Origin of the sequence: uncultured Roseibium sp. (assembly GCF_947496995.1) — a bacterium.
Lineage (GTDB): Bacteria > Pseudomonadota > Alphaproteobacteria > Rhizobiales > Stappiaceae > Roseibium.
In genome coordinates, this window is record NZ_CANMFD010000001.1 from 1,367,514 (window position 1) to 1,389,482 (window position 21,969).

20 protein-coding genes, 1 tRNA gene and 1 riboswitch are annotated in these 21,969 nt (G+C 61.5%); of the genes, 11 read left to right on the forward strand and 10 right to left on the reverse strand.

What is annotated here, in order from left to right; genetic code table 11:
* Positions 1–6: 6 nt before the first annotated feature.
* Positions 7–3,399, forward strand: coding sequence for an efflux RND transporter permease subunit (locus tag Q1B40_RS06130; RefSeq protein WP_299811465.1), 3,393 nt, complete (start codon positions 7–9; stop codon positions 3,397–3,399).
* Positions 3,400–3,411: 12 nt separating this feature from the next.
* On the opposite strand, the gene Q1B40_RS06135 is transcribed toward Q1B40_RS06130, so the two are convergent.
* Positions 3,412–4,053, reverse strand: coding sequence for an alpha/beta family hydrolase (locus tag Q1B40_RS06135; protein ID WP_299811467.1), 642 nt, complete (start codon positions 4,051–4,053; stop codon positions 3,412–3,414).
* Positions 4,054–4,165: 112 nt separating this feature from the next.
* Here Q1B40_RS06135 and Q1B40_RS06140 point away from each other — a divergent pair, with 112 nt between their 5' ends.
* Positions 4,166–4,993 (forward strand): sterol desaturase family protein, encoded by an 828-nt coding sequence (locus Q1B40_RS06140; RefSeq protein ID WP_299811469.1) that lies wholly within the window; start codon positions 4,166–4,168, stop codon positions 4,991–4,993.
* Here the strand turns inward: Q1B40_RS06140 and Q1B40_RS06145 are convergent.
* The gene (locus Q1B40_RS06145; RefSeq protein ID WP_299811471.1) at positions 4,987–5,868 is read right to left on the reverse strand and encodes a transporter substrate-binding domain-containing protein; all 882 of its coding nucleotides are present in this window, start codon (positions 5,866–5,868) and stop codon (positions 4,987–4,989) included. The two genes, Q1B40_RS06140 and Q1B40_RS06145, sit on opposite strands and share 7 nt — an antisense overlap.
* 289 nt (positions 5,869–6,157) lie before the next feature.
* Between Q1B40_RS06145 and Q1B40_RS06150 the strand changes: the two genes are divergently transcribed.
* A complete protein-coding gene (locus Q1B40_RS06150) occupies positions 6,158–7,777 on the forward strand; it encodes a GMC family oxidoreductase (protein ID WP_299811473.1) in 1,620 nt (539 codons plus the stop codon).
* A gap of 21 nt (positions 7,778–7,798) precedes the next feature.
* On the opposite strand, the gene Q1B40_RS06155 is transcribed toward Q1B40_RS06150, so the two are convergent.
* The gene (locus tag Q1B40_RS06155) at positions 7,799–8,248 is read right to left on the reverse strand and encodes an Lrp/AsnC family transcriptional regulator (RefSeq protein WP_299811475.1); all 450 of its coding nucleotides are present in this window, start codon (positions 8,246–8,248) and stop codon (positions 7,799–7,801) included.
* On the opposite strand from Q1B40_RS06155, the gene Q1B40_RS06160 reads away from it, so the two are divergent.
* On the forward strand, positions 8,222–8,614 hold the full coding sequence (locus Q1B40_RS06160) for a DUF1127 domain-containing protein (protein WP_299811477.1): 393 nt from the start codon (positions 8,222–8,224) through the stop codon (positions 8,612–8,614). The genes Q1B40_RS06155 and Q1B40_RS06160 overlap by 27 nt on opposite strands.
* A 53-nt stretch (positions 8,615–8,667) precedes the next feature.
* On the opposite strand, the gene Q1B40_RS06165 is transcribed toward Q1B40_RS06160, so the two are convergent.
* Positions 8,668–8,741, reverse strand: a tRNA-Gly gene (locus Q1B40_RS06165).
* Between the two features lie 145 nt (positions 8,742–8,886).
* Here Q1B40_RS06165 and Q1B40_RS06170 point away from each other — a divergent pair.
* Positions 8,887–9,687: an ion transporter gene (locus tag Q1B40_RS06170; protein ID WP_299811479.1), complete on the forward strand. Its 801-nt coding sequence runs from the start codon at positions 8,887–8,889 to the stop codon at positions 9,685–9,687.
* Between the two features lie 300 nt (positions 9,688–9,987).
* On the opposite strand, the gene Q1B40_RS06175 is transcribed toward Q1B40_RS06170, so the two are convergent.
* Both Q1B40_RS06175 and Q1B40_RS06180 read right to left on the reverse strand, forming a co-directional pair.
* A complete protein-coding gene (locus Q1B40_RS06175) occupies positions 9,988–10,536 on the reverse strand; it encodes a YigZ family protein (RefSeq protein WP_299811481.1) in 549 nt (182 codons plus the stop codon).
* A gap of 6 nt (positions 10,537–10,542) precedes the next feature.
* Complete coding sequence (locus Q1B40_RS06180) at positions 10,543–11,679, reverse strand: 2'-deoxycytidine 5'-triphosphate deaminase (protein ID WP_299811483.1); 1,137 nt, start codon at positions 11,677–11,679, stop codon at positions 10,543–10,545.
* A 119-nt stretch (positions 11,680–11,798) separates the two neighbouring features.
* A riboswitch (SAM riboswitch) is annotated at positions 11,799–11,878 on the forward strand.
* A gap of 43 nt (positions 11,879–11,921) precedes the next feature.
* Here Q1B40_RS06180 and Q1B40_RS06185 point away from each other — a divergent pair.
* The gene (locus Q1B40_RS06185; RefSeq protein WP_299811485.1) at positions 11,922–13,121 is read left to right on the forward strand and encodes an O-succinylhomoserine sulfhydrylase; all 1,200 of its coding nucleotides are present in this window, start codon (positions 11,922–11,924) and stop codon (positions 13,119–13,121) included.
* Here Q1B40_RS06185 and Q1B40_RS06190 read toward each other — a convergent pair.
* On the reverse strand, positions 13,118–13,726 hold the full coding sequence (locus Q1B40_RS06190) for a CDP-alcohol phosphatidyltransferase family protein (RefSeq protein ID WP_299811487.1): 609 nt from the start codon (positions 13,724–13,726) through the stop codon (positions 13,118–13,120). The two genes, Q1B40_RS06185 and Q1B40_RS06190, sit on opposite strands and share 4 nt — an antisense overlap.
* A 187-nt stretch (positions 13,727–13,913) precedes the next feature.
* On the opposite strand from Q1B40_RS06190, the gene apaG reads away from it, so the two are divergent.
* Positions 13,914–14,315 carry a Co2+/Mg2+ efflux protein ApaG gene (gene apaG, locus Q1B40_RS06195; protein ID WP_299811489.1) on the forward strand — a complete coding sequence of 134 codons (402 nt, stop codon included), beginning with the start codon at positions 13,914–13,916 and terminating at the stop codon, positions 14,313–14,315.
* A gap of 118 nt (positions 14,316–14,433) precedes the next feature.
* Here apaG and Q1B40_RS06200 read toward each other — a convergent pair whose 3' ends face one another.
* Entirely contained in the window at positions 14,434–14,808 is a 375-nt protein-coding gene (locus Q1B40_RS06200; RefSeq protein ID WP_299812555.1) for a tellurite resistance TerB family protein, read from the reverse strand.
* A gap of 359 nt (positions 14,809–15,167) precedes the next feature.
* On the opposite strand from Q1B40_RS06200, the gene Q1B40_RS06205 reads away from it, so the two are divergent.
* Positions 15,168–16,826 (forward strand): lysine--tRNA ligase, encoded by a 1,659-nt coding sequence (locus Q1B40_RS06205; RefSeq protein ID WP_299811491.1) that lies wholly within the window; start codon positions 15,168–15,170, stop codon positions 16,824–16,826.
* Positions 16,827–16,895: 69 nt separating this feature from the next.
* Here the strand turns inward: Q1B40_RS06205 and Q1B40_RS06210 are convergent, their stop codons facing one another.
* A complete protein-coding gene (locus Q1B40_RS06210; protein ID WP_299811493.1) occupies positions 16,896–17,798 on the reverse strand; it encodes a thermonuclease family protein in 903 nt (300 codons plus the stop codon).
* A gap of 228 nt (positions 17,799–18,026) precedes the next feature.
* Between Q1B40_RS06210 and Q1B40_RS06215 the strand changes: the two genes are divergently transcribed.
* Together Q1B40_RS06215 and Q1B40_RS06220 are read left to right on the forward strand one after the other, a co-directional pair.
* A complete protein-coding gene (locus Q1B40_RS06215) occupies positions 18,027–18,371 on the forward strand; it encodes a DUF952 domain-containing protein (RefSeq protein ID WP_299811495.1) in 345 nt (114 codons plus the stop codon).
* Positions 18,368–19,462 carry a quinone-dependent dihydroorotate dehydrogenase gene (locus Q1B40_RS06220; protein ID WP_299811497.1) on the forward strand — a complete coding sequence of 365 codons (1,095 nt, stop codon included), beginning with the start codon at positions 18,368–18,370 and terminating at the stop codon, positions 19,460–19,462. The genes Q1B40_RS06215 and Q1B40_RS06220 overlap by 4 nt, the downstream gene beginning before the upstream one ends.
* Before the next feature lie 12 nt (positions 19,463–19,474).
* Here the strand turns inward: Q1B40_RS06220 and Q1B40_RS06225 are convergent, their stop codons facing one another.
* On the reverse strand, positions 19,475–20,830 hold the full coding sequence (locus Q1B40_RS06225) for an MATE family efflux transporter (protein ID WP_299811499.1): 1,356 nt from the start codon (positions 20,828–20,830) through the stop codon (positions 19,475–19,477).
* Positions 20,831–20,979: 149 nt separating this feature from the next.
* Between Q1B40_RS06225 and Q1B40_RS06230 the strand changes: the two genes are divergently transcribed.
* Positions 20,980–21,915 carry a histone deacetylase gene (locus Q1B40_RS06230; RefSeq protein WP_299811501.1) on the forward strand — a complete coding sequence of 312 codons (936 nt, stop codon included), beginning with the start codon at positions 20,980–20,982 and terminating at the stop codon, positions 21,913–21,915.
* Positions 21,916–21,969: the final 54 nt, after the last annotated feature.

A 21,969-nucleotide genomic window follows, 5' to 3' on the forward strand; every position in this document is an offset into this window, starting at 1 on the left:
CAGGTCATGGCGATAGGTGAAACAAACCGCGGCATTCTGGAACAGATCGTCCGCCACTCGAATGCGGCCAACCTGATCATGGCCGTCATGGTGCTGTTCGGGGCCTATGGCCTTGCCAAGCTGAACACGCAGTTCTTTCCAACCGTCAAGACAGACCGGATTACCGTCTCCATCACCTGGTCGGGAGCAAGCGCGGAAGACGTGACCGCGAACATCCTCGAGGTGGTCGAACCGGAACTGCGTTTCATCGACGGACTGGACGAGATCGTCTCCTATGGCCGGGAAGGCGCTGCGTCGGTGCAGATGGAATTCGTCGAAGGCACCAATATGCAGCAGGCGCTGTCCGACGTGGAACAGGCCGTGTCCGGCGTGACGACCCTGCCGGTCGACAGTGAAACACCAGTGGTCTCCGCATCGACTTTTACCGACAGTGTCGCGACCCTTGCCCTGCGCGGCCCCTATTCGGAGCAGGCGCTCAAGATCTTTGCCCGCCAGATGCGCGATGATCTGCTGGCGCGCGGCATCGACAAGGTCGAGCTCTATGGCTACCGGTCGCCCGAATATCTGGTGGAGATCCCCGAGCGGGAACTCCACCGTCTGGATCTGACAGTTTCCGACATTTCCAGCCAGATCGCGGGCAACACCACCGACCTGCCGGCCGGAAATCTCGACGGCGCCGTGGAACGGCAGATCCGCGCCCTGTCCGAAGCCAGATCTCCCGAAGCGGTCGGGCGGGTGGAGGTCAAGTCCTTCACATCCGGCGAAAAGACGCTCGTCAAGGACATCGGCACCGTGGTCCGTGATTTCGACTCCAGCGAAAAGCAGGGGTTTTCGGGCGGAACGCGGGCCGTTGAAATGAAGATCCTGCGGGCGGAGAAAACCGACACGCTGAAGGCGGCGGCGATCGTTGATAGCTATCTGGCCGAAATCACCCCGCAATTGCCCCGGACGCTCGAGATCCTGAAATACGACGTGAGCGCGGATGCCGTGAAGGGGCGTATTTCCCTTCTCGTGGAGAACGGTCTTTCCGGGCTTGTTCTGGTCGTCGCCATCCTCTTTCTGTTCCTGAACGCCCGGATCGCGCTCTGGGTCGCTGCCGGTATTCCGGTCGCGATGATGGCAACGCTCGGCATAATGTGGCTCATGGGCGAGAGCATCAACATGATCTCCCTGTTTGCGCTGATCATGATGCTTGGCGTGATCGTCGATGATGCGATCGTGGTCGGAGAGCATACGGCAACCCGGCAGAGCCTCGGCGACACGCCGCAGGACGCTGCGGTCAACGGGGCCACCACCATGCTGGCGCCGATCTTTGCCGCGAGCCTGACGACAATCGCCGCCTTCCTGCCGATCCTGCTTGTGGGCGATGTTCTCGGCCAGATCATGGGCACGCTTCCGATTGTGGTTGTGGCGGTGGTGATCGCGTCGCTGGTCGAGTGCTTTCTTGTCCTGCCCGGACATCTGTCCCATGCGCTTTCCAGAAAGCCTGCCTGGAACTGGTGGCGGGTGGTCATCATCGCCGGCGCCCCCGCGTTTTTCCTGAGCGCGCTTGTCGCGCAGCCGGACATGTCCGTGCCGCCCTATCTCGACCTGATCGACGATCCGCTGCGCAGCCTGAAGGACACCGCCGGCACCTTTGTCTTCGAACTTGTCGTCGTTGTTGCCTGCTTCCTGATGGCGCTTGCCGTCGAAACCCTCCTGCTGGCGCTGCGCCGCGGCCGTCAGGCAAAGGATACGGACGATCAGCCCGGATGGTTCCGGCGCGGCTTCGACGCAGGCTTCGACTGGATGCGGGATTATCCGTTCCGGGCTCTGGTTGCCGTAGCGGTGCGCTGGCGCTATGTGACGCTCGCTTTCGCGATTGCCGCCATGATCCTTGCGGTCGGCCTGGTGCGCGGCGGTCGGGTCGGCTTTACCTTCTTTCCTTCTCCCGAAGCGGAAAACCTGACAGCGTCGATCTTTTTCCACGCCGGTATCCCCGAGGACCAGGCCATCGCCGCCATCCTGCGGATCGAAGACGCGCTGACAGAGGCTGAGGACAGCCTTACTGAGGGAAGTGACCAGAAACTGGTGCTCGCCACCTATGCAACGCTCGGCTCCGCAGGCAACACCAGCGGAGACAATGTCGCCAATATCAGCGTGCAGCTCACGCTTTCGGAGGAGCGCACGATCAGGACGCCGGAAATCGTCCGGGCGTGGCAGGCGGCCGTGCCGCCGATTCCCGGCACCTCGCGGATCGCGATTGCCGAACGCCGGGGCGGTCCTCCTGGCCGCGACCTCGACATCCGGCTGTCCGGCGCGCCTCTGAAGGACCTGAAAGCCGCGGCGCAGGAGCTGCAGCAGGAACTTTCCGGCTTTCCCGGCACAAGCGCCGTGGAAGACGACCTGCCGTACGGAAAACCCGAGTTGGTGGTGGAACTGACCCCGCGCGGGCGCGCGCTCGGCTTCACGGTCGAAAGTGCCGCCCGGCAGATCCGCAACGCCTTTGAAGGCAGCATTGCCCAGCGCTTTGCCGAAGGGGACGAGGAAGTCGCTGTCCGGGTGAAACAGGTGTTCGACCAGGACGGAACCGCCGCACTGCGCCAGCTTTCACTGAAAACGACTGCGGGAGACTTCGTGCCCTTGACCGAGGTGGTCGACCTGACGGACGCACAGGGCTTTTCGGTGGTGCTGCGGCGGGACGGCCAGACGGTGGTGACCGTCGTCGCGGATGTCGACAGTACCGTCACCTCCAACAACCGCATCATCGCGGAGCTGGACAGCCAATTCCTGCCCGACCTCGCAGAGCGCTATGGCCTCGACTATTCCTTCGCTGGCCGGGCGGAGGAACAGTCCAACGCCTTTTCCGAACTCCTGACCGGGGTTCTGATGGCAGTGGCCGGGATCTACATCATCCTGGCGGCGATCTTCGCGAGCTACGCGCGCCCGATCGTGGTGATGTCCATCATTCCGTTCGGAATCGTCGGAGCAATCGTCGGCCACTATCTGATGGGCTATAACCTGACCATTCTCAGCCTGATCGGACTGCTGGGGCTCGCCGGAATCCTGGTCAACAATTCCATCATCCTTGTGGCGCGTTTCGAAGAGCGCAGGGCCACCGGTGAAAACCTGGAAACGGCGGCCATCGGGTCCAGTTGCGACCGGTTGAGAGCCGTGCTGCTCACCTCGCTCACGACCATCGGCGGCCTGCTGCCGCTGATGTTCGAAACCAGCCTTCAGGCGCAGTTCCTCCTGCCCATGGCCATCACGATCGTATTCGGTCTTGGCTCGGCAACAGCGCTCGTTCTGGTGCTGGTGCCGGCCCTGATCAAGATCGGCGACGATCTGGGATCCCTTATCCGCATGCGGCGGGCACCGGGCCATTCTTCGAACGGCCGCGCGCTCACACCGGCGGAGTAGATCGCTCCGGCCTCAAAGCGTTTGCGCGAAGGTGGCTGTGGCCTTGGCGGCGGCAGTGATATTCCCGTCGAGCGTCGCCGGGGATCTGCCGCGCGGACCGAAGTCGTGGTTGCCGTCTTCAAGATAGGTCAGCCGGACATGTGCGGGTAGGGTGACCTCATCGAGCTCGGTTTTTGAACCGAATGGGTCGCGGTCGCCTTGCAGGATCAGCACAGGGCGCTTGGCGTCCTCCAGCGGCGGGAGCCGCCACTCGGCGTCCGCTTTGCCGGTCGGGTGAAACGGATAGCCGAAACAGCAGACACCGGCCACGCGGCCGGGCAGGGAGGCTCCGCCGCCCAGCATGGCGGCAACGCGCCCGCCCATGGATTTGCCTCCGATCAGCAACGGCCCGTCCGTTTCCGTCATTACGGCCTGAAGGGCGGTCTGGAATTCGCCGATCAGCTTTTCCGCGCGCGGCGGCGGCTTCTTGGATCCGCCCGTGCGGCGACCGGCCATATAGGCGAATTCGAACCGGACGGCAGCAATGCCTTCCGCCGCAAGCGCCGCCGCCAGCTTGTTCATGAAAGCGGAATCCATCGGCGCGCCGGCCCCATGGGCCAGAAGCAGCGTTGCAGCGGGCGGCGTTTCAGGGCGGGTCCAGACAAGGGTGCTCATGGTGATGTGATCTGTCGCAGAGGCAAGAGGTGTATAGAAGACTATGCTCCCGACCTATAGAGCCATACCGGACCTGGCAAGCCGGTTTGCTTTGAAAGGCTGAAAGAACGGAATGTTTGACCAGATAGATATCAATCAGCTTCGCATGGCGTGTTTTGCCGGCATCTTCCTGCTGATGGCGCTGCTGGAGGCCGGCTTGCCGAGACGGAAGAGGACATCCGGCCGCCTGAAGCGCTGGCCCACCAACTGGGGTCTTATTCTCCTCGATGCTCTCGTGGTGCGGCTGATTTTTCCGATCGGCGGCGTCGGTCTGGCGCTTCTGGTCGTGGAGAAGGGCTGGGGTCTGTTTCCCCTGCTTGGCTGGTCGGGACTGCTCGCCGGACTGCTCACCTTCCTGGCGCTTGATCTGGCCGTGTGGTTTCAGCATCTGATGTCGCACAAGATCCCGCTCTTCTGGCGGATACACCGGGTGCATCATGCCGACAGCGAAGTCGACGCGACCACGGCGCTGAGATTCCATCCCATCGAGATCCTGTTGTCCTTCATCTGGAAGGGACTGGTGATCGCCGCCCTCGGCGGCCCGGTGGAAGCGGTGCTGATCTTCGAGATCGTGCTCAACGGTTCGGCCATCTTCAGCCACGCCAATCTGCGCATCCCGTTGTGGGCGGACCGGCTGCTGCGCTACGTGATCGTGACACCCGATATGCACCGGGTGCATCATTCCGTCTACCGGCGCGAAACCGACAGCAACTACGGCTTCTATCTATCCTTCTGGGACCGTCTGTTCGGAACCTATGTGGATCAGCCGGAAAAAGGCCATGACGGCATGGAGATCGGTCTCGGCCCCGCTTTGACGCCGAAAGCCCATTCTTTCCTGTTCAGCCTGTCCATTCCGTTCTTCGAGAATGCGAGACGCCGGTCCACCGACAGGGATCAATAAAAACTCAGTGGAAAATAGCGCAGGTAAAGCTCCCGGTAGACACCCTTCTGGTGAAGCTGGCGCAGGGCGTAGTTGAGCGCTGCGGCGCGTTCCGGATCGCTCTGTCGGGTGACGATCGCCATGCCCTGGTCGAAATATCCCGCTTCCAGCCAGGGGCCGCCCGCAAACGTGCAGCAGCCTTCGGCCGCCGCGCTCGGCAGCCAGAAGGACAGGCTGAGGCCGTCGCCGAAATGCGCATCGGCCTCTCCGGTCCTGACAGCCTCGCGCGCAGCGGCCTCGCTTTCAAGGCTGAGGACATTCGCCTCGGGCCAGAAACGCGTCACGAACGCCTCATAGCGCGAGCCGGTTTCAACGGCGATGGTCTTGCCCGCGAGCTTCTGCTCATCGAACGTCCCGGTCTGATCCTTCGGTACCACGAAGCGCGCGGGCAGTTTCAGATAGTCATCGGTGAAGTTCAGACGCCGCGTTGACGGCAGGCTGCGGGAAAGGCCGGAAATGATGGCATCGCCTTCCTCCTCCTCGAGAGCCGGCAGCAGAACCTCGAAATCCTTGATCCTGAGCGAGCACGAACTGCCGAGTTCCTGGCAGAGCGCCCGCGCCAGATCGACATTGAAACCGGTCAGCCGCCCTTGCGGATCGCGGAAGACAAAGGGCGGATAGTCGTCTGTCGCCAGAAACTGGATCTTGTCGGGAATAGCGGCCGGCCGATCGTGGACAGCCTTGGGGTCCCAGAAATTAGGCACACGGACCTGCGTATCCTGCGCCAGGGCCATGCCGGGCAACAGGGCCGCGCAGCAGGTGACAACCACCGCACCGGCGACAAGAGGTCTGACGAGGGACCGGCACAATCGGGCGAAGGACATTGCTGAAATCACACGGCGGTCCTGGGACGAAATTGGAAATCGGCGTGCCGCCATCGGCAGCCGGGGAATCGCAAAAGCAGATTATCGCGACACCGGCCCTTTTGTCAGCCCGGAACTTCTGGCGTCTGCAAATCGGAGCACGCCGGTTTAAGCTTTTACGCTGAATGGCGGAAGAACGATTTTACCGATATGCATGGGACCAGGCTGCCGCCGAGTGCTTCGGATGTGCGGAACAGGGAAGCGGGAACATGGGACCGGGAAGGGTCATGTTCCCTTCAGCGGAATTTGGGAGCGAGACGGGATGAACGGGCAGAATGCTCTGGAGGGAACCTACGATTATGTCATCGTCGGCGCGGGCACTGCCGGCTGCGTTCTGGCCAACCGGCTGACGGAGGATCCCGCCGTGCGGGTTCTTCTTCTGGAGGCCGGCGGCTCGGACAATTACCACTGGGTCCATATTCCGGTCGGTTATCTTTATTGCATCGGCAATCCGCGCACCGACTGGATGATGAAGACCGCCGCAGAACCGGGGCTGAACGGGCGCAGCCTTGTCTATCCGCGCGGCAAGGTCCTTGGCGGCTGCACCTCCGTCAACGGCATGATCTACATGCGCGGGCAGGCCGCCGACTACGATCACTGGCGCCAGCTCGGCAATGTCGGCTGGGCCTGGGACGATGTTCTCCCCTATTTCCTGAAGTCCGAAGATCACCATGCCGGCACCACTGCCCTGCATGGCGGTGGCGGTGAGTGGAAGGTCGCCAAACAGCGGCTCACCTGGGACATTCTCAAAGCGGTTCAGGAGGGCGCGCGGGAGTTCGGTGTCGAACCGCGCGCGGACTTCAATGACGGCAACAATGAAGGCAGCGGCTTCTTCGAGGTTAACCAGAAGGGCGGCGTGCGCTGGAACACTGCCAAGGGCTTCCTGCGTCCCGCCCTGAAGCGCCCGAACCTTCGACTGATCACCCACGCGGAAACGAAATCCATCCTGCTTGAGGGCAAGCGCGCCGTCGGCGTGGCGTTCTCCCACAAGGGCCGGGACGTGACAGTGAGGGCGGAGCGCGAGGTTCTGCTGGCAGCCGGCGCGATCAACTCGCCCAAGATCCTGGAGCTTTCCGGCATCGGTAACGGCGAGGTTCTGACCGGTCACGGCATCGGGCTGCGCCACGAGAGCCCCGATGTCGGCGGCAACCTGCAGGATCATCTGCAGATCCGCACCGTCTACAAGGTCCAGAACACCAAAACGCTGAACACGATGGCCAACAGCCTTTTCGGCAAGGCGGCGATCGCGCTGCAATACGGATTGACCCGCTCCGGCCCGATGGCCATGGCGCCGAGCCAGTTCGGCATGTTCACGAAATCCGACCCGTCGCTGGACATGCCGGATCTCGAGTATCACGTCCAGCCGCTCTCCACCGACAAGCTCGGCGACCCGTTGCACAGCTTCCCGGCCATCACCGTGTCGGTCTGCAACCTGCGCCCGGAAAGTACTGGCTCGGTCCACATCCAGAGCCTGGACGTGTCGCAGCAACCCGATATCCGTCTGAATTACCTTTCAGCCGAAAAGGACCGTCAGGTCGCGGTCACATCCGTGCGCCAGGCCCGCCGGATCATGACCGCCCGTGCCCTGGAGCCCTTTCAGCCGGAAGAGATCCTGCCCGGTCCGGCGGTCGACAGCGAAGAGGATCTGCTGGCGAAGGTCGGCGACATCGCAACGACCATCTTCCACCCGGTCGGCACCTGCCGCATGGGCGCGGACGGCAAGGCCGTGGTCGATCCCGAGTTGCGCGTGCGCGGCCTGGACGGTCTGCGCGTCATCGACGCCTCGGTCATGCCGAAGATCGTCTCGGGCAACACGGCCTCACCGGTGGTGATGATCGCGGAGAAGGCGGCGGACATGATCCGGAGTAAGAAAGTGGCCTAGGCTGCTTTCCTCGTGGAAAAATCATTCCGGCTCGGGGTCATATGATCGCAGAACCACGATCGTGTCGAAGCCCTTGATCTCGTCGGAGTAGAAATGCGCTTCGGTGAAGTTGGAATAGGCTTCCATGGAAGCGCATTGCATTGTCAGCACCAGATCGGCGTTGCCGGTCACGTGATAGATCTTCTGGACCTGGGGGAGTTTCAAAAGATCGCGCCGCAACTGAGCGGCCTTCTCCGGCTGCCCGCGTGTCAGCACCAGCATCACCAGCAGGGTGACGGAGGCTCCGGCCACCTCGGGCGAGATGATCGCGACTTCCTTCTCGATAGCCCCGATTTCGCGCAGACGCTGCACCCGGCGCAGACAAGCGGCCGGGGAAAGACCGACTTTCTCTGAGAGCTGCTTGCCGGTCCGGCGGCTGTCGCTGCGCAACAGGCTCAAAAGCCGATGGTCGAATTCATCGAGATGTTCCATGTTGCGCGCCGTTCATATCGTCTTGAGTGCCGTTTTGCGGAATTTTATCACCAGGTGGGAAAATTTGCGAGAAATACGCATGATCTCTTGAACTTTGCGCATCACACGCGACGCTGCTTCGTAAGCTTGCTGCATCGAATTTCAATTGGAGCAAGCAAGATGAGAGATGATGCGATTGCCTCCCCGATTGTTCAGCCGCAGCGCTCAGACCTGTTCACTCGCTTCATCAGCGACCTGCTGCGCCGGTTGCGTCATCGACGGGACATGAAAATACTGTCCGAAATGCCGGACTACCTGCTGGACGACATCGGCCTCTCACGCAGCGATTTGCCCGCGCCGGACCGCGTCGGAGAAACGCTGCGCTGAGCCTGAGAAGGGCGTGTTCGATTGGCTGGCTTGTCGGTCGGGCGGAAAAAATCTGGAGCGGGTGAAGGGAATCGAACCCTCGTCTTAAGCTTGGGAAGCTTCTGCTCTACCATTGAGCTACACCCGCCGAGAACCTCGAGCTTTCTGCTCTGACTTGCCCAAACTGTCAAGCGGGCTTTTAGCCCGGCTGGATCTTGCACTGCAGCGCCGGAAACGCCATCTTCCGCCCGGCGCTTCGGCGCAGATTAAGGGTCACAATCCAGGGCAGGTAAATGCGAAATCAAGTCAGCGCGCTGGTCTCTTCGCGCAATTGGGAATACGGCATCATCGCCATCATCGTTCTGAACGCGGTGACGCTCGGGCTGGAAACCAGTCCGGCCATGATGCGGGACATCGGCGGCACGCTGCTTTTCCTGGATCGGCTGATCCTCGGCATTTTCGTGATCGAACTTGCCTTGAGGCTTTATGCCCACGGCCTGAAGTTCTTCAGGGACCCGTGGAGCGTTTTCGATTTCACCATCGTTGCCATTGCCCTGTTGCCGGCCAGCGGCGCCTTTGCCGTCCTCAGGTCCCTGCGTATCCTCAGGGCACTGCGCCTCATTTCCGTCGTGCCGTCCCTGCGCCGCGTCATCGGCGGCCTCATCGCCGCGCTGCCCGGCATGGGGTCGATCATGGTGCTGATGGCGCTGGTGTTTTATGTCTTTGCCGTCATGGCGACTAAGCTCTACGGCGCGGCGTTTCCGGAGTGGTTCGGCAACATCGGCGCCTCGCTCTACACACTCTTCCAGATCATGACGCTGGAGAGCTGGTCCATGGGAATCGTGCGGCCGGTGATGGAAGCGTTCCCCTGGTCCTGGCTGTTCTTCGTGCCCTTCATCCTGTGCACCGCCTTCACGGTGCTGAACCTTTTCATCGGCATCATCGTCTCCGCCATGCAGGAAGAGCATGACGCCGAGGCGGACGCCAACCGTCAGGCCATCCATGACGATACGGGGCTGATCCTGGCAGAAGTCAGGGCGCTCAGGGACGAGGTGAAGGTGTTGCGAAATGAGGTGGGCAAAGCGAAGGGCTGAACGAAACGTGCAGGGGCGCGCTTTCCCGAAGTCTTTCGGCGGGTCAGCTCCCCTCCCCCTTGTGGGGAGGGGATGGGGGTGGGGGTATTTTTCCCGGCCTTGAGACCACGACCAATCTACCGCTTTGCGATTCACCCCCATCCCTAACCCTTCCCCACAAGGGGGAAGGGAACCCGGGAGCAACAGTCTAAAGCATGTCGCGTTAAGTTGAATTCAGAAAACCGCCCGAACGCATTTGCTGCGCAAACGCTGCCTCGGGCGTCTTTCTGAAAACATGAATCCGCTTGAACGCGATATGCTCTAAAGCTCCGCCAGCGCACCCTCCGGACCTTCAACCGTCAGCGTCACGCCGTCTACGTTGAAGTCGCGTGAAACCACGCTCAGCCCCAAGTGTTCGATCCGTCGTTCCAGCTCGGAACCTGAAGCGAAATCGGCGCTGATCTGTCTGGTCAGGATCTTCTGAAACGGCACCAGTTCCGCGCTGTTGATCGCGTCCTGCGCTGCCCCAGAATAGGCGCGGGCGAGGCCGCCGCCGCCGAGTTTTGTTCCGCCGAAATAGCGCACGATCAGGACGGCGCAGTTGATCAGCTCCGCGCCCTGCAGCACCCGCAGTGTCGGCATGCCGGAGGTGCCCGCCGGTTCGCCGTCGTCCTTGCCGCTTTCCTCTATCCGGTCGTCCTCCAGAAGACGCCGATGCGCGGTGACGACATGCGCGGCTTTCCTGTGCTCCTTGCGAAGCTCTTCAAGCCGCTGCTCGAACATCTCCACCGGAACGAGATGTGCCAGAAAACGGGATTTCCGGTCTTCCAGAAAGCCTTCGAATTCGCGGTGGATCGTCTTGAGTGCCATGGGAACTCAGGCGGACATCCTGAAATGCTTGGAAAGCTTCAGGGCCTGACCCTGGTAGTTGGAACCGATGCCCTCTCCATAGAGCCGCTCGGGACGCTCCGCCATGTGTTCATAGACCAGACGGCCGATGGTCTGGCCGTGTTCGACGATGAAGGGAACATCATGGGAGCGGACTTCCAGAACGGCCCGTGAACCGACGCCGCCTGCGCCAACATGGCCGAAGCCGGGGTCGAAGAAGCCGGCGTAATGCACGCGGAATTCGCCGACCAGCGGGTCGAAGGGGACCATCTCGGCGGCATAATCGGGCGGCACATGCACCGCTTCCTGGCTGACCAGAATATAGAACGCATCCGGATCGAGGATCAGCTCCGCCGTCCGGCGGCGATAGATAGGCTCCCAGAAATCGAGCGGGTCATGCGCGCCGACCTTGTCGACGTCGATCAGGCCGGAATGCTGTTTGGCGCGATAACCGATCAGGCTGCCGGGACCGTCTCCCTCGAGATCGATGGAGAGCTGGACACCGTTGCCGATGCGCTCGTTGCCGCCACTCATCAAGGTGTGGGCCTTGTGAACCTCCTCCAGCGCGCTGTCCGCGATCAGCGAATGCCCGCGCCGGAAACGGATCTGGCTGAGACGGGATCCGGTGCGCACCAGGATCGGAAAGGTGAGGGGCGAAATCTCCGCGTAAAGCGGCCCGGTATAGCCGGCCGGTACCGTGTCGAAGGCAAGCCCGTTGTCGGTGATCACGCGGGTGAAGACGTCGAGCCGCCCGGTGGAGCTTTTCGGATTGGCGGTCGCGGAAATGTCGCCTGCCAGCGCCAGACTTTCTTGCAAGGGCACGATATAGACGCAGCCGGTTTCCAGCACCGCACCGACCTCAAGGTCCACGGTGTGCAGCTTGAGCTGCTCCAGACGGTCGGCAACCCTTATCCTGGGGCCCGGCAGAAAGCTGGCGCGCACCCGGTAGGCGACCGTGCCGAGGCGCAGGTCGAGACTGGCCGGCTGCACCTGACCGCTGACGGGTGGTGCGGGCGCGGCAATTTCGCCGGACGCGAACATGACGTGAATAACCCGTTCAGGCAAAATGCCGTCCGCTGAAAGAGAAGCGCTTCCGTTCAAGGCCTGACCCGTTGTCACATTCATGTAGGTGTCCCGCTTGGTCTTCTTCCTACCGTCCTTAACGGATGCAGCGCCTCGCGCCAACAGGCTTTCTGGTTCTTTGTTGAAGGCGATTGACCCGGAAGCTGTTTTCGCTTAGGACAATTGCGCGTTGTGGTGATTTGGGCCGGCCGGCTTGCAGCCACGTTAAATAAGTTGCTAAAAAGGCCGGAGGTGCAAACCCCGGTCCTTTGGCTGGGGTTTTTTGCATTTGGAGCGAACTGAAGATGACTGAGAAGACCAAGACCGGAAGTGAAAACTGGCGCCCGTCAACCACACTGGTTCACGGTGGCACAATGCGGTCGCCCTTCGGTGAGACTTCGGAAGCCCTCTATCTGACCCAGGGCTTCGTTTATGGCAATGCGGAAGCCGCCGAAGCGCGCTTCAACGGTGAAGATCCGGGCTACGTCTATTCCCGTTATGCCAATCCCACCGTCTCCATGTTCGAGGACCGCCTCAAGGCGCTGGAAGGGGCGGAAGCCGCGCGGGGCACCGCCAGCGGCATGGCCGCCGTCAATCTGGCGCTGATGGCCGCCGTCAAGGCGGGCGATCATGTGATTGCCGCCAAGGCGCTGTTCGGTTCCTGCCGCTACATCTGCGAAACGCTGCTGCCGCGTTTCGGCGTGGAAAGCACGCTGGTGGACGGAACGGATATCGCGCAATGGAAAGCCGCGGTCCGCCCGAACACCCGGGCGCTGTTTCTGGAAAGCCCGACAAATCCGACCCTGGAAGTCATCGACATCGCCGCCGTGGCGGATATCGCCAAAGAGGCCGGTGCCCGTCTGATCGTCGACAATGTCTTCGCGACACCGATGTACCAGTCGCCGCTGCAGCTCGGCGCCGATGTGGTCGTCTATTCCGCCACAAAGCACATCGACGGCCAGGGCCGCTGTCTCGGCGGTGTCGTGCTCTCCGACGAGGAGTGGATCACCGAGGAGGTGATGCCCTTCGTCAAGCACACCGGTCCGCACATGAGCCCGTTCAGCGCCTGGGTGCTGCTCAAGGGACTGGAAACCCTGCCGATCCGCGTTGCCCGCCAGAGCGAAAGCGCCGCGCAGATCGCCGATTTCCTCGCCGGCAAGCCCAAGGTGAAACAGCTGATTTATCCGGGCCGGGACGATCACCCGCAGGCGGAGGTCGCCAAACGCCAGATGCGTGGCGGCTCGACCATGCTCGCCATCGAGATCGAGGGCGGCAAGGAAGCGGCCTTCCGCTTCACCAACGCACTTGAGATTGTCAGGATTTCCAACAATCTGGGCGATGCGAAAAGTCTCATCACCCATCCGGCGACCACGACGCATCAGTCCATCGGCGAAGAAGCCCGCGCAGAGCTCGGCATCACCGACGGCATCCTGCGCCTGTCGGTCGGTCTGGAAGATCCGCAGGATCTGCTGGAAGATGTCGAAAAGGCGCTTGCTGCGGTTTAGGTCCGCAGCGCCTTCACGCCGATCAATACCCTTGCGGCTGCGGAAACGAAGCAGACGACCGCGAAAATCCAGGCCAGCGGCGCGAACCAGCCGGGCAGGAGTGCCATCAGCAGGAACAATGCGATGGTCTCCGTGCCTTCGGCCAGACCGCCAAGATAATAAAGTGATTTCGACCCCTGGGTGTCGTTGCTCAGGCCTTTTCGCTCCGCCATGATGGCAAAGGCCAGAAAGGCGGAGCCGTTGGCATAGAAGCTTGTCAGCAGAGCCGCGGCGGCAAGTGCGTTGCTTGCAGGATCGTTGATGGCGAATGCGAGCGGGATCGCGCCGTAAAAGAAGAAGTCCAGCGTGATGTCGAGATAGCCGCCAAGGTCGGTTTTGCGTGTCGCCCGGGCGATCGCACCGTCCAGACCGTCGGCAAGCCGATTAAGCGCAATCAGCAGAAATCCGGCCAGAAAGGCACCTGTGGCGATGGCAACCGCCGCCGCCACCCCGAGCGCGAACCCGGTCAGTGTCATGGCATTCGCACCGATACCGGTCGCGGCAAGCATCCGGCCCATCCGGTTCAGCGGCGGGTCGATCAGGGGGCGCAAACGGGCATCGAGCATCAAGGGAGCACTTTTTTAGAGGTTATCAGCGGGTTTCATGCAGAATTCACTCGAAAATCGCAAGTTGGTCTCTTTCACGCTTGCGTCATTCGCCCTATAAGCCCCTTCATATTTAAGGGCTTAGCCCCAGGTTCAGGACTTGTTTTCGGAAAGGGTCCCGCCTGACCTTAACCCAGAAGGAACAATCGTGTCTGGCAGTTACAGCGCCACTACCGAAGGGATCGAAGTCTCGGTCGAACCGTTTTATCTGGACGATGAGTCGAAGCCGGAAGAAAGCGAGTTTATCTGGGCCTATATGGTGGAGATCCACAATGGCGGCACCCAGCCGGTGCAGCTCAAGACGCGCTATTGGCAGATCACCGACGCCATGGGGCGCAAGGCGGAGGTTCACGGCGACGGGGTCATCGGCGAACAGCCTGTGATCGAGCCCGGCGAGACCTTCGAGTATTCGTCCCATTGTCCGCTGGCCACCGATTCCGGCATCATGGCGGGCTCCTATTCCATGGAGCGTCCGGATGGAACCCTGTTCGACGTCACGATCCCGGCCTTTTCCCTCGATCTGCCGGATGCCATTCACAGCCTAAACTGAGCGATACCGCCTCGGCTCTCAGAACTTTCCGGAAAACGGACCTGAATCAAAAGGCCCCCAATCGAAAGCGACTGGAGGCCTGAATATTGATCGGTTTCGGGAATTACGGGTCTGTGGTCTAGTTCACCGTCCGGTAGCGGGCGATCGCGCCGCGCTCGATTGCGGCAACGGTCAGCTTGTCGAGGCGGAACCGGTCCCGCAGCAGCTGGAGAATTCGCAGCTCTTCCCGATGGACTTCCAGGTCCGCGGCCGCCACCTCGACAGCGAGCGCATAGGCCGTGTCGTAAAGTTTCACCGGCAGGATGTCGCGCACGAGTTCCAGAACCAGGGACAGGCCGTTTTCTTCCTGAAGAATGTCCCCGCAGCGCTGGGCCGCCGGAATGATGCTGTTGCCGTCATAGTCCTTGAACACCGGCAACATCTTGATCATGTCGCCGATTGTGGCCAGTTCCTTGTCGGTCATCGAGTTGTCCGACGCCGAGACGATGACCATCACGTAGATGAGGGCTTCCTGAACGCTGATCGGCTCATTCTTAGACACTATAATTTCTCCAGTGACGCCGGTTCAAAGGCAGATCGAAAGACCGGTGTATAGGCTTGCCGCCAAAGCTTCAAGTCACGGACCTGCGACATTTGCCTGCCTGTGGCCGCGCTTGTTCCCGGGCCTGCCTCGATCGGAGAAACGCGGACAGACGGCGTCAAGGCTTCGAGCCCGATTAACTTCGCTGCTTTCATGCGATTGCACATGAAAGCCGGTTGATCTAGTGTCGCGCCGCAGCAGCCGGCCCGAGGGTTTCCGCGGTTGCCGGACCTGCATTCAACCCAGACAAATCAGAAGAACGATATTCGAAAATGACCGACCAATCCCTGCCTACGCTTGACCTTTCGCAAGACTTTGTCGAGGCGGCCCGGAAATCGAAAGCCTGGCCCTTCGAAGAAGCGCGAAAACTGGTCAAACGGATCGAGAAGCGGGATCCGCAAAAGACGGTCCTTTTCGAAACGGGATACGGCCCGTCGGGTCTTCCGCATATCGGCACCTTTGGCGAGGTCCTGCGCACGACCATGGTGCGCACGGCGTTCCGTGTGCTGACGGAAGACAAGATTCCCACACGCCTGCTGTGCTTTTCCGATGACATGGACGGCATGCGCAAGATCCCCGAAAGCGTGCCGGACCGCGCGGCGATGGAGCCTTATCTGCAGATGCCGTTGAGCGCTGTGCCGAACCCCTTTGGCGGCGATTTCGACAGCTTTGCGGCCCACAACAACGCCATGCTCCGCCGGTTTCTGGATACGTTCGGCTTCGATTACGAATTCGCCAGCGCGACCGAATATTACCGGTCCGGCAAGTTCGACGATGTGCTGATCAAGGCGACCGAGAAATACCGCAAGATCATGGACGTGATGCTGCCGACCCTGGGTGCGGAGCGGCAGGCGACCTATTCGCCGTTCCTGCCGATCTCGCCGACCTCCGGACGCGTGCTCTACGTGCCGATGAAGGACGTCAATGCGAAGGACGGCACGATCACCTTCGAGGACGAAACGGGAGAGGATATCACGGTATCGGTCACCGGCGGCAAGGTGAAGCTGCAGTGGAAGCCCGATTTCGGCATGCGCTGGGCGGCTCTCGACGTGGATTTCGAAATGTTCGGCAAGGACCACCAGACCAACGCGCCGATCTATGACAAGATCTGCAACATCCTTGGCGGCAAGGCTCCGGAGCACTACGTCTACGAGCTGTTCCTCGACGAGAATGGCGAGAAGATCTCCAAGTCGAAGGGCAACGGCCTGACCATCGACGAATGGCTGACCTACGCCTCGCCGGAAAGCCTTGCGCTCTACAATTACCAGAAGCCGAAAACGGCCAAGAAGCTCTATTTCGACGTCATCCCGAAGGCGGTGGACGAGTATTACACCTTCGTCCAGAAATACGCGCAGATGCCGGTGGAACAGCAACTGCAGAACCCGGCCTGGCATATTCACTCCGGAAATATTCCGAAGATCGACATGCCAGTGACCTTCGCCATGCTGCTGAACCTCGTGTCCGCCTCCAATGCGGAAAACAAGGACGTGCTGTGGGCATTCATTTCCCGCTACGCACCCGGCGTAACGCCTGAAACCCATCCGGAGCTGGATGCGCTGGTCGCCTATGCGATCCGTTATTTCGACGACTTCGTCAAACCGAAGAAATCGTTCAAGACCCCCGATGATGTGGAACGCACGGCACTGGAAGAGCTCGACAAAACGCTGGCGGCCTTGCCGGCCGGCGCGGACGGCGCAGCCATTCAGGATGCGGTTCTCGATGTCGCGCGCGCCATCGAGCGTTATCAGGATCCTTCCAAGAAGGGCCCCGATGGCGGTCCGGGCGTCTCGGTTGCCTGGTTCTCGGCGCTCTACCAGCTTTTGCTCGGTCAGGAAAAGGGGCCGCGCTTCGGATCTTTCGTGGCGCTGTACGGCATTGCCGAAACCCGCGAGATGATCCGGAAGGCACTTGAAGGACGGCTCGCGGAATAAAGCTATAAGGCTGCTTCTTTAAATCAAATGGCGGACGTTCACTCGAAACCGAGTGAACGTCCGCCTGGTTTATTGCGGGCGTTGGTCTTCGGGCGTATCGAGTTCGAAGGGGAAGGGGCCCTGATCCGGCTGCTTCGGATCAGCCGGCAGGCTCCACTCGACAATTTCGGATTCCAGATATTCAAGTCCTGGCAAGGCGGCGGTCGCCTCTCCGTCCCAGTCCGATTTCGGCAGGTCGGTGAGCCATTCCGCCTGCCATTTGCCGACTTTCCGGTCCTTGGCCTTTTGAGCCAGTTCCACGATGTGCGAGGGAGCATCGGGTGTCGGATCTGCCCAACCGTAGCGGACAAGCCGGGCGCTCAGGTCGATATTGCCGCGCCTGCAACTGCCGATAATCTGGTGCGGGCCGATCTCTTCAATCTTTTCGCAGGTGATCTTGAACTGCCGGATCAGACCCCTCAGAAACGTTCTGGCGCGGGCGCCGCACGGCCAGCTGCCGCCAAGCCGCGAAACACAGGTTTCATCAATCTTCAATGGCTGGATATGGGCGAGGGTGACGACCAGCCGGTTCGACTGGATGCGGCCGCTGTCCAGGACCTGAACGCGTGTCAGCTCGATCGGCCCGTCGGGGATCGGCTCGACCGGCGGGTCCTTGAGTTCCAGATAGCGTTTTGACGGCTCGACCCGCTTCAGACTGCCGCTGACTTTCGGTGCCGTCACGCCTTCCGGGGAGACATCGCGGATATTGTCGGGAAGCGGCGCGGCGGAGGTCAGCCGTTCCTGCACCTTCACGGCAATATCCGGCGAAACCGTCTCTACCTGTTTTGATCCGGCCTTTTTTGTCCCGACCTGCAGCGTCCCGGCCGATTGTCCCTCGGAAATTTCGGGAGGGTCGGACAGCAACAGCCAGGCCAACAGGCCACCGGAGCCTGTCAGGAGAATTGCCGGCACTAACAGAGGCCGAAGCTTCATTCCAGTTTCTCTCAGTGTTGCCGTCGTGCCGGGACCTTACAGTCCGGCCGTTTGAATGCCGAGGCCACCCTGTGGCTTGTTCCCTGATTTCTCCTGCCACACTACAGGACATTCTGCAAAGAGCGGAATGCCTTCTTGTCCGGCTGCACCCCTTTGAGTAGTGTCCCAGCCGGTTGGAGCCGCCGCCTGGCAGGCCAGTATCGAAAACGGATGGAACCGGACAAACCCATGAAACTGATATTCAAGATCGTTCCCAGATCCCTCTGGCAGGAGGCGCTTGATCTCGGTGTCTTCAAGGGGGCTCCGGTCGACCTTGCCGACGGTTTCATCCATTTCTCCACGGCGGAGCAGGTTCGCGAAACGGCCGCAAAACATTTCGCCGGACAGACGGATCTGCTGCTGGCGGCTTTTGACGTCTCCGCCCTCGGCGAGATACTGAAGTGGGAAGTCTCCCGGGGAGGAGCGCTGTTTCCGCATCTTTACGACCAGCTCGACCCGGCTTCAGCACTCTGGGTGAAGGAGCTGCCTCTGGCGGCCGACGGCAGCCATGTCTTTCCCGAGTTGGACCGATGACCTTGCGCTGGCTTGAAGATGCGGCCCTCAGGGGGCTCCGGTGCCTGGACGCGGAAACCGCCCATCGCCTTACGGTCGTCGCGCTGAAATCGGGTTTCATGCCTGGTCGCAACAAGCCCGCCGATCCACGCCTGGCCGCGAAACTCTGGGACCTTAACTTTCCAAATCCTGTCGGCATGGCTGCCGGGTTCGACAAGAACGGCGAAGTGCCCGATGCACTGCTGAAGCTGGGGTTCGGCTATACCGAGGTCGGCTCCGTTACGCCCAGGCCACAATCCGGCAACCCGCGTCCCCGCGTCTTCCGCCTGCCCGCCGATCACGGTGTCATCAACCGCTACGGCTTCAACAACGAGGGCGAAGCGGCGATGCGGCGGCGCCTGGATGCGCGTGCGAGCCTGAACGGCATTGTCGGCATCAACATCGGGGCGAACAAGGACTCTGAGGACCGCGTTGCGGACTATGTCTCGGGCATTTTCGCATTCGCCGACATGGCGTCCTATTACACCGTCAACATCTCGTCCCCGAATACGCCTGGTCTCAGGGACCTGCAGGGCCGCGCAGCGCTGGCGGAGCTCCTCACCGGGGTCATATCCGCACGGGACGAATGCACCGCCAAGGTCGGACGTCACGTTCCCGTGCTGCTCAAGATCGCGCCCGATGTAACGGACGAGGATCTGCAGGATGTTGTCGAAGAGGTCCTGGCCAAGAATGTCGATGGCCTGATCGTCTCCAACACGACCCTTGGACGCGAAGGCCTGAGCGCCTCGGGACCGACCGGCGAGGCCGGCGGCCTGTCCGGGACGCCATTGTTCCGCAAGTCCACCATCGTTCTTGCCCGTGCGCGCAAGCTCGCCGGTCCGGATCTGCCGCTCATCGGCGTCGGAGGGATAGACAGCGCGGACACCGCCTGGACCAAGATAACCGCCGGAGCCGATCTGCTGCAGCTGTATACGGCCATGGTTTTCCGTGGACCCGGTCTGATCGACGAGATCCTGTCGGGCCTGTCCGCCAAAATGGAAGAGCACGGCATGTCGTCCTTGCGCGAGGCAAGGGATGCCAATACCGAGGCCTGGGCGGCGGAGACGCTTTAATTCAGCGTTCTGTCAGGCCGCATCCGCGAATGTCCGCGCCGCCCGCTTGCGGCAGGCGGCAAGCAGGGTGATGCCGCGTATTCCCAGGAACAGTTCGAGCGCCAGCCAGAGCCCGTGGTTACCAAGCAGCGGGAAGAGAACATAGTAGGCCGCGATATAGGCCGCCAGCGAGATCAGCATCATGTTGCGCATGGTGTCCGACCATGTGGCGCCGATGAAGACACCATCCATCTGAAACGCCAGAACCCCCAGCAGCGGCGTCATGACGGCCCAGATCAGATAGGTGTCGCCGAGCGCGCGGACCTCCGGCACGGTGATCATGAAGGCGATCAGCGAAGGGCCGAAAATGTAGAAGAAGACCGCAAGGCCGCCTGCCAGGGCAAAGCTCCAGAGCGCCGTGAGCTTCAATGTCCTGTCGAACGCCGGCCGGTGCCTTGCGCCGACCGCCCGCCCCGCCAGTTGTTCCGCAGCCGTCGCGAGACCGTCGAGGAAATATCCGGAGACGAGTACGAATTTTTCCAGCACTGCGTTGGCGGCCAGCATCGCATCGCCCTGGTCGGCAGAGCGGGCCATGAAAAACGCATAGGCGTAGAGGAGGGCGAAGGACCGGATCATGATGTCCCGGTTCACCGCCATCATGCGCATCAGCAGCCGCCGGTCGAACACCACCGCGAGAGAGGGCCAGGAGCCCCGCTTGACGCTGGCAAGAACCAGCACAAGGCCGAGCACCATCGCCGCGAACTCGCTGAGAACGGTGGCAAGCGCGACCCCTTCGACGCTCCAGCCCAGTCCGATGACGAACCAGACACTGAGCGCGATATTGATGCTGTTGAGGAACAGCTGCAGCACCAGGGCCGTTCCGGCACGGCCGAGGCCTATCAGCCAGCCCAGAATGGCGTAATTTGCGAGCAGGAACGGCGCACTGAAAATCCGCATGTCGAAATAGCGCACCGTAGCGGCCTGCACTTCGGAACTGCCGCCCAGAAACCACAGGCCCGCCTCGCGGACCGGGGCGTGAAGGGCGATGATCGCCAGCCCGCCGATGGCGGCAATGATCAACGCCCTCAGGAGCGTTGCCCTGATTTCCACGTCGTTGCGGGCGCCGAGCGCCTGCGCGGTGAGGCCGGTGGTGCCGGACCGCAGGAAGTTGAAGCTGGTGAAGGCCAGGTCGAAGATGATGCCGCCCATGGCGATGCCGCCGAGTAGCGCTGCATCGCCGAGCCGTCCGATCACCGCCATGTCGACCACGCCGAGCAGGGGTGTCGACAGATAGCCGAGCGTCATCGGAACCGCGACGGCAAGCACCGAGCGGTGTGTCACCGTGAAGGCGAGTTTCGACGGATCGTTGATGGTGGCGGGTCGGGTCATGAAAACTCGTATGGGCAGGAAAACCTTCTTGTCTCGCTTTGTCCCTTTCGTCAAATGGTTTCCCTGCATTGCCAGCTGGTGTGACAAGCGGCAGCAGCTGACTTGCGAAGGGATGTCGGAATGGCAAAACCCGCCATATAGTGTTCCCAATGACCCTGCCGATTGTCCATCATCCGGCCTATTGCGCCGATCTGCCCGCCAATCACCGTTTTCCGATGGACAAGTTCCGCGCGGTTGCCGAGCTGATCCGCACGGAAGGTCTTCTGGATGGTGGCAATTTCTACCGGCCCAGGCCGGCGCCCTTCGAATGGGTCGCCCTTGCCCATGACCCCGCTTATGTGGACCAGGTGTTCAACGGCACCGTGCCGGAAAGGATCGCGCGGGAGATCGGATTTCCCATGCGCGAGGACATCGCGCTGCGGGCACGCTGTGCGACCGGCGGCACGGTCCTGACTTGTTATCTGGCTTTGGAGCACGGGATTGCCTGCAACACGGCCGGCGGCAGTCATCACGCCCGAAAGGCCCATGGCGCCGGCTTCTGCGTCTTCAACGACGTTGCTGTTGCGGTCAGGGTCATGCAGGCGGACGGGGCCATCGGCAAGGCGCTGATCGTCGATCTCGACGTGCATCAGGGAGATGGAACCGCCGATATCTTTCAGGGCGATCCGGACATCTTCACGTTTTCGATGCACTCGGAGCGGAATTATCCGGTCCGCAAGATCCCCTCGCATCTCGACATAGGCTTGCCCGATGCGACCGGAGACACGCTCTATCTGCATCAGCTTGCTGAGGTTCTCCCGGCGCTTCTGAAACAGGAAGCCTGGGATATCGTGATCTTCAATGCCGGTGTCGATCCTTACGAACATGACCGTCTGGGCCGCCTGGCGCTGACACGTGAAGGCCTGCACTTGCGGGACCGGCTGGTGATCGAGACTGTGGCGGCCGCAGGTGTTCCGCTGGCCGGTGTTCTCGGGGGAGGATATTCCACCGATATCGATGAACTTGCGGACCGCCACCTGACACTGCATCGCAGCGCCAGGTCGGTCTTTGAAGGAGCAGGTACTCTTGCCCGGACGTCCGGGTGAGGGCGCCTGAAGTCGCATGGCGCAGGGACACGCCGGAGTGTTTCGATAAAGGGG

Excerpts from the sequence above, each read along its gene's own strand:
- Q1B40_RS06225 (WP_299811499.1), bottom strand. The coding sequence starts at position 20,830 with ATGACCCGACCCGCCACCATCAACGATCCGTCGAAACTCGCCTTCACG.
- Q1B40_RS06155 (WP_299811475.1), bottom strand. The coding sequence starts at position 8,248 with ATGGAACATCTCGATGAATTCGACCATCGGCTTTTGAGCCTGTTGCGC.
- Q1B40_RS06185 (WP_299811485.1), top strand. The coding sequence starts at position 11,922 with ATGACTGAGAAGACCAAGACCGGAAGTGAAAACTGGCGCCCGTCAACC.
- Q1B40_RS06190 (WP_299811487.1), bottom strand. The coding sequence starts at position 13,726 with ATGCTCGATGCCCGTTTGCGCCCCCTGATCGACCCGCCGCTGAACCGG.
- Q1B40_RS06200 (WP_299812555.1), bottom strand. The coding sequence starts at position 14,808 with ATGGTCATCGTCTCGGCGTCGGACAACTCGATGACCGACAAGGAACTG.
- Q1B40_RS06215 (WP_299811495.1), top strand. The coding sequence starts at position 18,027 with ATGAAACTGATATTCAAGATCGTTCCCAGATCCCTCTGGCAGGAGGCG.
- Q1B40_RS06135 (WP_299811467.1), bottom strand. The coding sequence starts at position 4,053 with ATGAGCACCCTTGTCTGGACCCGCCCTGAAACGCCGCCCGCTGCAACG.
- Q1B40_RS06150 (WP_299811473.1), top strand. The coding sequence starts at position 6,158 with ATGAACGGGCAGAATGCTCTGGAGGGAACCTACGATTATGTCATCGTC.
- Q1B40_RS06140 (WP_299811469.1), top strand. The coding sequence starts at position 4,166 with ATGTTTGACCAGATAGATATCAATCAGCTTCGCATGGCGTGTTTTGCC.
- Q1B40_RS06170 (WP_299811479.1), top strand. The coding sequence starts at position 8,887 with ATGCGAAATCAAGTCAGCGCGCTGGTCTCTTCGCGCAATTGGGAATAC.
- Q1B40_RS06175 (WP_299811481.1), bottom strand. The coding sequence starts at position 10,536 with ATGGCACTCAAGACGATCCACCGCGAATTCGAAGGCTTTCTGGAAGAC.
- Q1B40_RS06180 (WP_299811483.1), bottom strand. The coding sequence starts at position 11,679 with ATGAATGTGACAACGGGTCAGGCCTTGAACGGAAGCGCTTCTCTTTCA.
- Q1B40_RS06130 (WP_299811465.1), top strand. The coding sequence starts at position 7 with ATGGCGATAGGTGAAACAAACCGCGGCATTCTGGAACAGATCGTCCGC.
- Q1B40_RS06210 (WP_299811493.1), bottom strand. The coding sequence starts at position 17,798 with ATGAAGCTTCGGCCTCTGTTAGTGCCGGCAATTCTCCTGACAGGCTCC.
- Q1B40_RS06220 (WP_299811497.1), top strand. The coding sequence starts at position 18,368 with ATGACCTTGCGCTGGCTTGAAGATGCGGCCCTCAGGGGGCTCCGGTGC.
- Q1B40_RS06160 (WP_299811477.1), top strand. The coding sequence starts at position 8,222 with ATGGTCGAATTCATCGAGATGTTCCATGTTGCGCGCCGTTCATATCGT.
- Q1B40_RS06205 (WP_299811491.1), top strand. The coding sequence starts at position 15,168 with ATGACCGACCAATCCCTGCCTACGCTTGACCTTTCGCAAGACTTTGTC.
- Q1B40_RS06230 (WP_299811501.1), top strand. The coding sequence starts at position 20,980 with ATGACCCTGCCGATTGTCCATCATCCGGCCTATTGCGCCGATCTGCCC.